This window comes from Pseudomonas sp. HY2-MNA-CIBAN-0224 (genome assembly GCF_040310285.1).
GTDB lineage: Bacteria > Pseudomonadota > Gammaproteobacteria > Pseudomonadales > Pseudomonadaceae > Aquipseudomonas > Aquipseudomonas helleri.
Genome location: NZ_JBEOPQ010000032.1, coordinates 25791 through 38480, shown reverse-complemented (window position 1 = coordinate 38480; position 12690 = coordinate 25791). Strand labels below are relative to the sequence as shown.

The following is a 12690-nucleotide window of genomic DNA, read 5'->3' as shown; positions in this document are numbered from 1 at the left end:
GGCTTGCTCACGATTGGATCGACTCGTACATCAAATTGACCGAGTGGCTTGCACCGCGAGCAAGCCCGCTCCCACAAAAGCCTGACCATAATAAGGAACACCATGCGCGCACTTGCTGCTTTAAGCCGCTTTGTCGGTAATACCTTTGCTTACTGGGTGCTGATTTTTGCCGTGCTGGCGTTTCTGCAGCCCGGCTGGTTTATCGGCCTCAAAGGCGCCATCGTGCCGCTTCTGGGTGTGGTGATGTTCGGCATGGGCCTGACCCTTAAACTCGATGACTTCGCTGAAGTCGCCCGCCACCCGTGGCGCGTTGCGCTAGGCGTGGTTGCTCATTTCGTGATCATGCCCGGTGTGGCGTGGTTGCTCTGCCAGATTTTCCACCTGCCGCCCGAGATTGCCGTCGGGGTGATTCTGGTGGGTTGCTGCCCAAGCGGGACGTCTTCCAATGTCATGACCTGGCTGGCGCGGGGCGACCTGGCCCTGTCCGTGGCGATTGCTGCCGTGACTACCCTCCTCGCCCCATTACTGACCCCGGCGCTGATCTGGTTGCTGGCATCGGCCTGGTTGCCGGTGTCGTTTATGGAGCTGTTCTGGTCAATCCTGCAAGTGGTGCTGCTGCCGATTGTGCTGGGCGTGCTGGTGCAACGCTTGCTCGGCGCCCGTGTGCACTTCGCGGTCGACGTGCTGCCGCTGGTGTCGGTGGTCAGCATTGTGATTATCGTTGCCGCCGTGGTGGCCGCCAGCCAGGCAAAAATCGCCGAGTCGGGCCTGTTGATCATGGCCGTGGTCATGTTGCATAACAGCTTTGGCTACTTGCTCGGCTACTTTACCGGCCGCCTGTTCAAACTGCCGTTGGCCCAGCGCAAATCCCTCGCCCTGGAAGTCGGCATGCAGAACTCCGGCCTGGGCGCCGCATTGGCCAGCGCGCACTTTTCGCCGCTGGCAGCCGTGCCCAGTGCGCTGTTCAGTGTGTGGCACAACATTTCAGGGGCGCTGCTGTCGACGTATTTCCGCCGAATGAGTGAAAAAGACGATCGCTTGAAGGCCAACCAGCCATCCGCTGACTGAAAACTCGGGGTTGATCGTCAGAAAAATCGTGTGCAATATAGTGCGCACTGCGGGGACGACCCTGCGACTCATCGAGTGATTAATCTGGGGACGACCCCATCAATTGATGGAGATAACCATGTCCTGGATTATTCTGTTTTTTGCCGGTCTGTTTGAAGTGGGCTGGGCCGTCGGCCTCAAATACACCGAAGGCTTCACCCGGCCAATCCCCACCGCCCTGACCGTTGCAGCCATGCTGGTCAGCCTTGGCCTGCTCGGGCTGGCCATGAAAGAACTGCCACTGGGCACCGCTTATGCCATCTGGACGGGCGTGGGCGCGGTCGGCACGGTCATCGCCGGGATCATCTTGTTTGGTGAATCCATGGCGCTGTTCCGACTGGCCAGCGTTGCGCTGATCATTGCCGGCCTGGCCGGGCTTAAGCTCAGCAGCTAAACGCCAGAACGTGTCTCGCGATCTTCTGACCCTCAAAAGATCGCGAGACTCGCTCGCCCTACCCAGCCTTCACCTCACGCGACATCACCGCGCAATTCACTGACCCGCTCACGCAACAGCTTTTGTGTGGCTTCGCTGGCCGGTATCGGCGCGCCCGCCACCAGGGTGACCCGCGACCACAAGCGGCGGAAAAAGCCCTTGTTCGGGTCACGGCTGAAAAAACTGCCCCACAGGCCTTGCAACGCCATCGGAATGACCGGCACTGGCGTCTGCTCCAAAATCACCCGAACCCCCGCCTTGAACTCGCTGATCTGGCCATCACTGGTCAACTTGCCTTCCGGGAAGATGCACACCAGCTCACCGTCATTCAAATACTGGGCAATCTTTCTGAACGCACGCTCATAGATCGCCTCGTCTTCTGCACGCCCGGCAATCGGAATCGCGCCCGCCGTGCGGAAGATAAAGTTGAGCACCGGCAAGTTGTAGATTTTGTAATACATCACAAAGCGAATCGGACGACGCACTGCGCCACCAATCAACAACGCATCCACGAACGACACGTGGTTGCACACCAACAAGGCCGCCCCTTCATCCGGGATGGCTTCCAGGTTTTTGTGTTTGACGCGGTACATGGAATGGCTGAGCAGCCAGATCATGAAACGCATGGTGAATTCAGGGACGATTTTGAAGATGTAGGTGTTCACCGCGATGTTCAGCAACGACACCACCAGAAACAGCTCTGGAATCGTCAGCTTGGCCACACTCAGCAGCAGGATGGTGACGACGGCCGACACCACCATAAACAGCGCATTGAGAATGTTGTTGGCGGCGATGACCCGGGCGCGTTCGTTTTCGGCGGTGCGCGACTGGATCAGCGCATACAGCGGCACTATATAGAAGCCGCCAAACACGCCCAGCCCCAAAATATCCAGCAACACCCACCAGGCCTGGCTAAAGCCCAGCACGCCGAGCCAGTCGTTGGCCTGGATGTTTTGCGGCATGTGCCCCGAATGCCACCACAGCAACAGGCCAAACACAGTCAAGCCAAACGAGCCAAACGGTACCAGGCCGATTTCGACCTTACGCCCCGAGAGCTTTTCGCACAGCATCGAGCCCACAGCAATGCCCACCGAAAACACAGTAAGAATCAGCGTCACCACGGTTTCATCGCCGTACAGCCACTCTTTGGCGTAGGCCGGAATTTGCGTGAGATAAATCGCCCCGACAAACCAGAACCACGAGTTGCCGACCACTGAACGCGACACGGCAGGCGTCTGATTCAAGCCCAGGCGCAGCGTTGCCCAGGTCTCACTGAAGATATTCCAGTTAAGGCGCAGCTCTGGAGTGTCGGCGGCAACTCGCGGTATGGCGCGACTGGCCAGATACCCGAGCACGGCCACCGAGACAATCACCCCTGACACGATCACCGTGTAGTGCTGCGACGAGAGCATGATCCCGGCGCCGATGGTGCCCGCCAGAATCGACAGGAAGGTGCCCATTTCAACCAGGCCGTTACCGCCCACCAGTTCATCGTCGTGCAGGGTCTGCGGCAAGATCGAGTACTTCACCGGACCGAACAGCGCCGAGTGGGTGCCCATGGCAAACAGCGCGACCAGCATCAAGGTCAAATGATCGAACGCAAAACCGATGGCGCCGACAACCATGATTGCTATTTCGCCCAGCTTGATCAGACGAATCAGTTGGTCTTTGGGGTATTTTTCGCCAAATTGCCCGGCCAGCGCCGAGAACAAAAAGAATGGGATGATGAAGAGCAGCGCACACAGGTTGACCCAGATGCCGCGATCCCCGTCGATGCTCAACTTATAAAGGATGGCGAGAATCAGCGACTGCTTGAACAGGTTGTCATTGAGCGCACCCAAGGACTGGGTGACAAAGAACGGCAGGAAGCGACGCTTCCCGAGCAAACTGAACTGCGAAGGGTGACTCATCATCCATGTACTCAAGTTGCGCCGGAGGCTTTCTCATTGGAGTGTGCTTTTAACACTCAAGACACAACCTTACCCAGGTTCTGTAACGAAAAACGTCAATTCCGGCGTTTTCGCACAGAGCCTGGGCAGATGGATTACTTCTTAAGTCCGGCGATGCACGGCGACACAAACAACTCACCGCGCCAGGCACCTTTAAGGGTGCGCGAACCGACAATGAACCACATCATCACCAGCATCGCGACCAGCACACAGCCCACCACATCGAAAAAACCCAGCTGCAACACATGGCCCAGACGCAAGGTGGCCAGCGAGTAAACACCCAGCGGGAAGGTAAAGCCCCACCAGCCCAGATTGAACGGAATACCGGCACGGAAGTAGCGCAGGGTGATCAGCAGCGCCATCAGAATCCACCACAGCCCGAAGCCCCACAGCGCGATACCCGAGATCAAACCCAAGCCTTCAGCGATTTCACCGATGCGGGCAAAACCATTGGCGGCAAAAATCGCGGGCGAATCAGCCCCCAACAGCAACATGCCCAGTGCCCCGGTACCAATCGGCCCCAACGCCAACCAGCTCGACGCGGCCATGTTTTCGTGCGGCAACTTGTGCAGCGCCATACGCAACATCAGGATGGTCAAAATGCTGAAAGCGACCGGCACCGAAAACGCCCACAGCACATAGCTGGTGATCAGCACATGGAACTGCATCACCGGGTCAGCCAGATGCGGGGCGAGCAAGCCACCACTGGCCGCCGCCACTTCAGCCGCCACCACCGGCAACAGCCAGACCGCGGTCATCTGGTCGATGCTGTGATCCTGACGGGTAAACATCATGTAAGGGATCATCACCCCGAACGCCAGCGACATGGCCACATCCAGCCACCACAGCACATGCGCCACCTGGACCATATCGCTGCCCCAGCGGGCAACGCCAAACAACAGAAAACCGTTGATGATGGTCGCCAGCCCCATGGGGATGGTGCCGAAAAACATCGACACGGTGGAGTGGCCGAAGATCCTCCGCGCTTCATCGAAATACAGCACCCAGCGTGCGCCGTAGAGCAGGCTGAACAGAATGAACAAACCGATGTTGAACAGCCAGAGGCCTTCGGCAACGGCATGCAGCCCCGGGATCGGCACCGGCAATTGCGCCAGCGCCAGGGCCAGGACGCCTGTGCCCATGGTGGCGGCAAACCAGTTCGGGGTGAACTGGCGAATCATTTCACGTGGGTGCTGCAATTGGCTCAGTGGCCGAAAGTCAGCTTTGGCAGTTGTTGTGCAATTCATGGGCTCCTCCTGTTCCTCTTGTGAGGTGATTCAAGAGTAGAACTGAATCGAATATCTATATAACGGGTAATTTCTCTAACTGTTATCTGTTTTACCTATATATGTGCGAAAGGCGCGGACTCAAGCCTTGCAAGTACTGGCAGCTCGCCTTAAAAACACACTCAACAGTGCCCCCAGCGCCAGCACAATCAACACCACACTGAAGCCGTCGGCGGTTCTGACCAGACCAAAAATGCGCGTCAGGCTCCCCACCAGCAATACCGGCAAGCAGAACGCCAGATAACTGAGGATGTAAAAAGCCGACATCAAGCCCGCCCGCTCATGGGGCAGCGCCAACGGCACGACACTGCGGATGCTGCCTAAAAAGCCAGTGCCAAAACCGCTGCCAGCCACTAACGAGCCAAAGAAAAACAGCCCGAGGTTGCCGCTGTGAACGGCCAGCATGATCGTGCTGACGCCCACCACCAGCAGACTGGAGCCCAGCGTCAGCACCCGCGTGGCAGATTGATTGCGCATGCTGAAAATAGCCAGGGCGCCACTCAAGGTCAGCACGGCCACCATCGCCCCGCCCACCAGAAAAGAGTTTGAGCCCGTGGCCGCACGGATCAGTGACGGCACCAGCGTCAGATAAAAGCCCCCCATCGCCCACACGGCAACGTTGACCGGCAACACCTGCCACATCGCCGCACGTGCTTGCGGCGGGATATGCAAGCTGGGCCGCAACGAACCCAGTACGCCGGGTTGCGGGCTGACGCTCTCGGGCAATCGCCAGACATACACGGCCTGGGCGGCCAGCAAACCGAGCAATACCCAGTACGCGAGGTGCAACGGTTGCGGCGCAAACTCCACCAACACGCTGGTGCCAAATGCCCCGCAGGCCATGCCCACCAAGGGTGAAATACTATTGATCAGCGGCCCCTGCTGGCGGTCGTGGTCCAGCATTGCAGCGCCCAGCGCACTGGTTGCCATGCCCGTGGCAAAGCCTTGCAACAAGCGCGCGGCAATCAGCCAGGCCACGCTGTCCGCGCTGAGAAACAAGCCCATCGCCAGCATGTCGAGGATCAACGCGCAAAAAATGACTGGTTTACGCCCCAAATAATCCGACAATGAGCCCACTATCAGCAGCGCCGTCAGCAAGCTCAAGGCATAAACGCCGAAAATCAGGGTCAAGGTGGCGGCCGAAAAGTGCATGGTTTCCTGGTAGATACGGTACAGCGGCGTGGGCGCCGCCGAAGCCGCCAGAAAGGTCAGGACGGTAAGCCCGAGAAACACCATGCTGGAACGGTTTGGAGCCGGGATATCAGTGCTGTTGGACATACCACCCTCGCTAAAGCTAAAAATTTGCTTTTGCGGAGTGTGCGACGGCCTGCGGCTTAAAGCAAATTCTTTGTGTTAAGGTTTTACGCATGAACCAACCTAAGGAAGTACGCACGGGCGGGCGAAGTGCCCGCGTGCAGGAATCAATCCATTCGGCGGTGCGCCAACTGCTCAAGGAGCACGAGCGCGCCAACGTCACCGTGCCCATGGTGGCCACCCTCGCCGGGGTCACCCCGTCGACCATTTATCGGCGCTGGGGCGACTTGAACGTGTTGCTCGCCGACGTTGCCCTGGAGCGCATGCGACCCGACACTGAGCCGCTGGCCACGGGCAGTTTGCGCGGGGATATCCAGGCATGGGCCGAGCAGTATCTGGATGAAATGAACTCCGAACCCGGGCGCAACATGATGCGCGACGTGCAAAGCAGCCCGACCAAAGGGACCTGCGTGCAGATCCTCGGCGCTCAGCTGCGGATCATCCTCGAACGTCACCGTGGGCACGTTGAACAACTGCCGGACATTGACCGCCTGCTGAACGTGATCGTCGCCCCGGTGGTGTTTCGCATCTTGTTTGCAGAAGCGCCATTAACGCTCGAACAACTCAATGAACAGATCGACCTGGCACTGGGCCAATAAGCCGCCCTGCGACACCAGGCCGCGCTCAGACCATGGTCGAGCCTGACGCGGTTTAAACATCGTGCGAGACTAGACTTGCGGGCCGGATCGCCCGGGTCTATCTACCTTCAGGAGTCTCCATGTCGTTGTCCAGCGGGCTGATTGCCGCCGTCGCTCTGGCTTATATGGCCATCATGTTCGCCATTGCCTTTTATGGTGACCGGCGCAGCAAACCGCTGCCGCCGCGGGTACGCGCGTGGGTCTACAGTTTGTCGCTGGCGGTGTACTGCACCAGTTGGACCTTCTTTGGCGCCGTGGGCCAGGCCGCCGAACAACTCTGGGCGTTCTTGCCGATTTATCTGGGGCCGGTGCTGCTGTTGGTCTGCGCACCCTGGGTCCTGCAAAAAATGGTGATGATCAGCAAACAAGAGAACATCACCTCGATTGCCGACTTTATTGCCGCCCGCTATGGCAAATCCCAATCACTGGCAATTGTCGTGGCCTTGATCTGCCTCGTCGGCGTGCTGCCTTACATCGCCCTTCAGCTCAAGGGCATCGTGCTCGGCGTCAACCTGCTGATCGGTGCCGGCGCCGACGCCACCGGCACCCGCGCCCAGGACACGGCGCTGCTGGTGTCGCTGGTCCTGGCCCTGTTCACCATCGTGTTCGGTACCCGCAACCTCGACTCCACCGAGCACCACCGGGGCATGGTGCTGGCCATTGCCTTCGAATCGCTGGTCAAGCTCTTCGCCTTTTTAGCGGTCGGCGCGTTTGTCACCTTCGGCCTGTATGACGGTTTCGACGACCTGTTCAGCCAGGCCATGCTGGCGCCGCGTCTTGAAGAGTACTGGAAAGAAACCATCAACTGGCCGTCGATGGTGGTGCAAACCGGCGTCGCCATGATGGCGATCATCTGCCTGCCACGGCAGTTCCACGTCACCGTGGTTGAGAACATCGAGCCGCAAGACCTGCGTCTGGCCAAATGGGTGTTCCCGGCCTACCTGATATTAGCGGCGCTGTTTGTGGTGCCGATTGCCCTGGCCGGGCAAATGATGCTGCCCAGCTCGGTGCTGCCGGACTCGTTCGTGATCAGTCTGCCACTGGCCCAGGCTCACCCGGCGTTGGCGTTGCTGGCCTTTATTGGCGGCGCCTCGGCCGCCACCGGCATGGTGATTGTGGCCAGCGTGGCACTGTCGACCATGGTGTCCAACGACATGCTGTTGCCGTGGTTGTTGCGCCACAAAAACGCCGAGCGCCCGTTTGAAGTGTTCCGTTACTGGATGCTTTCGGTGCGCCGCGTGTCGATCGTGGTCATCCTGCTGCTGGCGTATGTCAGTTACCGCCTGCTGGGTTCCACGGCCAGCCTGGCCACCATCGGGCAAATTTCCTTCGCGGCAGTCACTCAACTGGCGCCCGCAATGCTCGGCGCGCTGTACTGGAAACAAGCCAACCGCCGGGGCGTTTTTGCAGGATTGGCGACCGGTACGTTTATCTGGTTTTACACCTTGGTGCTGCCGCTGATCGCCCACAGCATGGGCTGGCATTTGAACCATTTTCCAGGGCTGGCGTGGCTGCACAGCAACCCGCTGGGCCTGCCGATCACCCCGCTGACACAGGGCGTGGTGCTGTCGCTGGCCGGTAACTTCACCCTGTTTGCCTGGGTCTCGGTGCTGTCGCGTACCCGAGTGTCAGAGCACTGGCAGGCCGGACGTTTTATCGGCCAGGAAATCAGCAGCCACCCCAGCGGCCGCTCCATGCTTTCGGTGCAAATCAACGACCTGCTGACACTGGCGGCCCGCTTTGTCGGCGAAGAACGCGCCCGGCAGAGCTTTATCCGCTTCGCCTACCGTCAAGGCAAAGGCTTCAACCCCAACCAGAACGCCGATGGCGAATGGATCGCCCATACCGAACGCCTGCTGGCCGGTGTACTTGGGGCGTCGTCCACCCGTGCGGTGGTTAAAGCCGCCATTGAAGGCCGAGAAATGCAGCTTGAAGACGTCGTACGCATTGCCGACGAGGCGTCAGAAGTGTTGCAGTTCAACCGTGCCTTACTCCAGGGCGCAATTGAAAACATCACCCAGGGCATCAGCGTGGTCGACCAGTCCCTGCGGCTTGTGGCCTGGAACCGCCGTTACCTGGAACTGTTCGACTATCCGGAGGGGCTGATCAGCGTTGGCCGCCCGATTGCCGACATTATTCGCCATAACGCCGAACGCGGCCTGTGCGGCCCCGGTGAGGCAGAAGTGCACGTGGCGCGCCGCCTGCACTGGATGCGCCAAGGTCGGGCGCACACCTCTGAACGCCTGTTCCCCAATGGCCGGGTGATCGAGCTTATCGGCAACCCCATGCCGGGCGGCGGGTTCGTCATGAGTTTTACCGACATTACCGCGTTCCGTGAGGCCGAACAGGCGCTCACCGAGGCCAACGAAGGCCTGGAACAGCGCGTCGCCGAGCGAACCCGTGAACTGTCGGAACTGAACAAGGCGCTGACCGAAGCCAAAGGCATTGCCGAGGCTGCCAACCAATCGAAAACCCGTTTTCTGGCCGCTGTCAGCCATGACCTGATGCAACCCATGAATGCGGCGCGGCTGTTCTCGGCCGCCCTTTCGCACCAGGAAGACTTAAGCCCGGAAGCGCAGAAACTGGTCCAACACCTGGACAGCTCGCTGCGCTCAGCCGAGGACTTGATCAGCGACTTGCTGGATATTTCCCGACTGGAAAACGGCAAATTCACACCCGACATCAAGCCTTTTGCAATCAACGACCTGTTCAATACCCTGGGCACCGAATTTACCGCCCAGGCACAAGAGCAAGGCCTCAAGTTCCGGGTACGTGGCAGCCGCTTGCGGGTCAGCAGCGACATAAAGCTGCTGCGGCGCATCCTGCAAAACTTCCTGACCAACGCCTTCCGTTACGCCAAGGGCCCGATATTGCTGGGCGTGCGTCGTCGTGGCCAGCATTTGTGCCTGGAGGTCTGGGATCGCGGGCCCGGTATCCCGCAAGACAAGCTGCAAGTGATTTTTGAAGAATTCAAACGCCTGGACAGCCACCAGACCCGCGCCGAAAAAGGCCTGGGGCTGGGCTTGGCGATTGCTGACGGCCTGTGCCGAGTGCTCGGGCACACCCTGCAGGTGCGCTCATGGCCGGGCAAAGGCAGCGTATTCAGCGTCAGCGTACCGCTGGCACAGGCCCAAGCTGCGCCACAAGCAGTGCCCAGCGAGCCAAAAAGCCAGTCGGTGACGGGTGCACAAGTGCTGTGTATCGACAACGAAGACAGCATCCTGATCGGCATGCAGAGCCTGTTGACGCGCTGGGGCTGCCGCGTGTGGACCGCCAGAAACCGCGATGAATGCGCGGCCTTGCTCAACGACGGCGTGCGCCCGCAACTGGTGCTGGTCGACTACCACCTGGACAACGGCGAAACCGGCACCGAGCTGATGGGCTGGCTGCGCGCGCAATTGGGCGAGCCTGTGCCGGGCGTGGTCATCAGCGCCGACGGACGCCAGGAAATGATTGCCGAAGTGCATGCGGCGGGGCTTGAGTATTTGGGTAAGCCGGTCAAACCGGCGGTGTTGAGAGCACTGCTGAGCCGGCATGTGCCGTTGTGATCCCCTGTAGCCGCTGCCGAAGCATGAGGCTGCGATGGGTTGCGCAGCGGCCCTACAAGAACTTACTCAGCCGGATGCGCTACGCCGTTGATGTCGGTCATGGCCCGCTCCAGCAGTTCGGGGGGCAAGCTTTTACTGGCCCGTGCGCCGAGCAATTTGAGCTGTTCGCTGCGGCTAACCAGGTTGCCGCGCCCATCGGTCAGTTTGTTACGTGCTGCTGCGTAGGCTTTATCCAACTGCTGAAGACGATTACCGACTTCATCCAGGTCCTGGATAAACAGCACAAACTTGTCGTACAGCCAACCGGCCCGCTCAGCGATTTCTCGGGCGTTCTGGCTCTGGCGTTCCTGCTTCCACAGGCTGTCGATCACCCGCAAGGTGGCGAGCAATGTGGTCGGGCTGACGATCACGATGTTGCGGTCAAAGGCTTCCTGAAACAGGTTGGGTTCGGCTTGCAGCGCCGCTGAAAAAGCCGCTTCGATAGGCACGAACAACAACACGAAATCCAGGCTGTGCAGCCCTTCCAGACGCTTGTAGTCTTTGCCGGCCAGGCCTTTGACGTGATTACGCAGTGACAGCACATGCTGTTTCAGCGCCGCCTGCCCGATCACGTCGTCATCGGCACCGACAAACTGCTGATACGCCGTCAGGCTGACCTTAGAGTCGACCACCACCTGCTTGTCGCCCGGCAACAGGATCAACACGTCCGGCTGAAAGCGCTCGCCATCCGGCCCTTTGAGGCTGACCTGGGTTTGATACTCGCGGCCCTTTTCGAGCCCGGCATGCTCAAGCACCCGTTCCAGAATCAGCTCGCCCCAGTTGCCCTGGGTCTTCTGGCCTTTCAAGGCGCGCGTAAGGTTGGTGGCTTCGTCGCTCAAGCGCAGGTTGAGTTGCTGCAGGCGCTCCAGCTCTTTGCCCAGTGAGAAGCGCTCACGGGCTTCCTGCTGATAGCTTTCTTCAACGCGCTTTTCGAAAGACTGGATGCGCTCTTTAAGCGGGTCGAGCAACTGGCCCAGACGCTCATTGCTGGTTTGCGCAAAACGTTGTTCGCGCTCATCGAAAATCTTGCCGGCCAGTTCCGAAAACTGCGCGCGCAATTCATCTCGCGACCCTTGCAGATCGCTCAAACGTTGTTGATGGCTTTCTTGTTGCTCGCGCAGTTCGGCGCTAAGACCGGCAGCCTGAGCGCCGAGGTGACGCAGCTCGGCTTCTTTCTGTGCGCGTTCCAGGTTCCAGGCGTGGGCAGCATCACGCGCGTTGTCGCGCTCTACCTGCAACAGTTCGACCTCGCGGCGCAGTGCCGCCAGATCGGCCTGCTTGGCCGTATTGGCCTGCCCCAAGTCACTGATTTCATCGCGGCTGGCGTCCAGCTGTGCGCTCAGACCGTCCTGAGCCAACTGGGCCATATTCAGGCGCTCTTCAAGCAGGTTCAACTCGGCTTGATGCCCGCTGGCGCGCCGCTGCAATTGCCAGACGAACGCCAACAACGGCACGCCTGCCAACGCCAAGCCCAGCAAAATACTGCTCAGGTCCAGGGCCATAACCACTCCGCGCAAGGTAAAAAAGCAAGGTTAACCAAGCTCAGGGCACGAAGACAGCTCAGTCTTCGATCTTGCTCAATTCCTGTTGAGCAACGCGGTCACCGGCGCGGGCGGCCTGACGCAAAAGCTCGTGACCAATGCGTTGGTCCCGGGAGCTTCCACAATCACGGCACATCAATTGCCCCAAACGGCTTTGTGCCAGCACCACACCTTGGCGGGCAGGTTGCTTAAGCAAATGGCCGGCAACGTGTTTGACGCTGGATTTAGCGCCCAGGTGAGGGTTGTCCAGCAGCCAGACCGCAATGCGCAAAGAAAAGCGTTTGGGCGCGGCGGGCGGTGTGCTGGAGCGAGTAGCAGAGGAAGTAGCTGTGCGAAACTTCATAAAACACTGTAGGGCAGAACAGAAGGCGCGCCACTCTACTCCTTTTTTCGCTTGGGTAAAGCCGAAAAAAGTCTATACCCGCGATCTAGAGCAAGCGCGCGTGACAATCCACAGATCCTGTGGATAAGTCAGTGGACAACCCTCGTTTACCCCCCGCAAACCCCCACCCTACGGGGCCTAGAGTCAAACTGTCGATTTTTTCACCAATTAAAAAAAACGATGTTTTTCATTGACTTAAATTTGCGGAACAGGCTAGACAGCTACCGTGATTGACCTCGCAGACGAATATGTTGGTTGTGTTGCAAATGTGCAAAAGATCACATTCCGCGCAGCGCGCAGGGCGATTCAGAGGCAAAAAATGTAGGACTCGCCCGCAGAAAACACCCCCACTCAATACCCGTGTGACGCTCGCTGCTCAGGCAAGCCTATGTGGAATATTGCCCAAAACAGGCTAATAACAGCCTCAATACGGCCTGTTGTGCGTAAAGCCCC

At 59.2% G+C, this 12690-nt stretch carries 9 protein-coding genes; 4 read left to right on the top strand and 5 right to left on the bottom strand.

Going from position 1 to position 12690, the window contains the following annotated elements; all coding sequences use genetic code 11:
- The first annotated feature begins 102 nt into the window (after window positions 1-102).
- Both AAEZ03_RS15500 and sugE read left to right on the top strand, forming a co-directional pair.
- Window positions 103-1068 (top strand): bile acid:sodium symporter family protein, encoded by a 966-nt coding sequence (locus AAEZ03_RS15500; RefSeq protein WP_153373459.1) that lies wholly within the window; start codon window positions 103-105, stop codon window positions 1066-1068.
- A gap of 118 nt (window positions 1069-1186) precedes the next feature.
- Complete coding sequence (sugE, locus tag AAEZ03_RS15495) at window positions 1187-1501, top strand: quaternary ammonium compound efflux SMR transporter SugE (protein ID WP_048369794.1); 315 nt, start codon at window positions 1187-1189, stop codon at window positions 1499-1501.
- Between the two features lie 74 nt (window positions 1502-1575).
- On the opposite strand, the gene AAEZ03_RS15490 is transcribed toward sugE, so the two are convergent.
- From AAEZ03_RS15490 to AAEZ03_RS15480, 3 genes are all read right to left on the bottom strand, one after another.
- Window positions 1576-3450 (bottom strand): MFS transporter, encoded by a 1875-nt coding sequence (locus AAEZ03_RS15490; RefSeq protein ID WP_350579772.1) that lies wholly within the window; start codon window positions 3448-3450, stop codon window positions 1576-1578.
- Window positions 3451-3584: 134 nt separating this feature from the next.
- Window positions 3585-4736, bottom strand: a complete 1152-nt coding sequence (locus AAEZ03_RS15485; RefSeq protein WP_282364190.1) for a TDT family transporter — start codon at window positions 4734-4736, stop codon at window positions 3585-3587.
- Between the two features lie 120 nt (window positions 4737-4856).
- Complete coding sequence (locus AAEZ03_RS15480; protein ID WP_350579752.1) at window positions 4857-6053, bottom strand: MFS transporter; 1197 nt, start codon at window positions 6051-6053, stop codon at window positions 4857-4859.
- A gap of 89 nt (window positions 6054-6142) precedes the next feature.
- Between AAEZ03_RS15480 and AAEZ03_RS15475 the strand changes: the two genes are divergently transcribed.
- Window positions 6143-6688, top strand: a complete 546-nt coding sequence (locus AAEZ03_RS15475; RefSeq protein WP_350579750.1) for a TetR/AcrR family transcriptional regulator — start codon at window positions 6143-6145, stop codon at window positions 6686-6688.
- A gap of 119 nt (window positions 6689-6807) precedes the next feature.
- Complete coding sequence (locus AAEZ03_RS15470) at window positions 6808-10275, top strand: PAS domain-containing hybrid sensor histidine kinase/response regulator (protein WP_153327678.1); 3468 nt, start codon at window positions 6808-6810, stop codon at window positions 10273-10275.
- A 62-nt stretch (window positions 10276-10337) separates the two neighbouring features.
- Here AAEZ03_RS15470 and AAEZ03_RS15465 read toward each other — a convergent pair whose 3' ends face one another.
- Together AAEZ03_RS15465 and AAEZ03_RS15460 are read right to left on the bottom strand one after the other, a co-directional pair.
- Window positions 10338-11702 carry a DNA recombination protein RmuC gene (locus AAEZ03_RS15465; protein WP_174479328.1) on the bottom strand — a complete coding sequence of 455 codons (1365 nt, stop codon included), beginning with the start codon at window positions 11700-11702 and terminating at the stop codon, window positions 10338-10340.
- Between the two features lie 172 nt (window positions 11703-11874).
- Complete coding sequence (locus AAEZ03_RS15460) at window positions 11875-12198, bottom strand: SEL1-like repeat protein (protein ID WP_262124321.1); 324 nt, start codon at window positions 12196-12198, stop codon at window positions 11875-11877.
- Window positions 12199-12690: the final 492 nt, after the last annotated feature.

Bases quoted from the DNA above. Each gene is read 5' to 3' on its own strand.
- AAEZ03_RS15500 (WP_153373459.1), top strand. From the start codon at position 103: ATGCGCGCACTTGCTGCTTTAAGCCGCTTTGTCGGTAATACCTTTGCT.
- sugE (WP_048369794.1), top strand. From the start codon at position 1,187: ATGTCCTGGATTATTCTGTTTTTTGCCGGTCTGTTTGAAGTGGGCTGG.
- AAEZ03_RS15490 (WP_350579772.1), bottom strand. From the start codon at position 3,450: ATGAGTCACCCTTCGCAGTTCAGTTTGCTCGGGAAGCGTCGCTTCCTG.
- AAEZ03_RS15485 (WP_282364190.1), bottom strand. From the start codon at position 4,736: ATGAATTGCACAACAACTGCCAAAGCTGACTTTCGGCCACTGAGCCAA.
- AAEZ03_RS15480 (WP_350579752.1), bottom strand. From the start codon at position 6,053: ATGTCCAACAGCACTGATATCCCGGCTCCAAACCGTTCCAGCATGGTG.
- AAEZ03_RS15475 (WP_350579750.1), top strand. From the start codon at position 6,143: ATGAACCAACCTAAGGAAGTACGCACGGGCGGGCGAAGTGCCCGCGTG.
- AAEZ03_RS15470 (WP_153327678.1), top strand. From the start codon at position 6,808: ATGTCGTTGTCCAGCGGGCTGATTGCCGCCGTCGCTCTGGCTTATATG.
- AAEZ03_RS15460 (WP_262124321.1), bottom strand. From the start codon at position 12,198: ATGAAGTTTCGCACAGCTACTTCCTCTGCTACTCGCTCCAGCACACCG.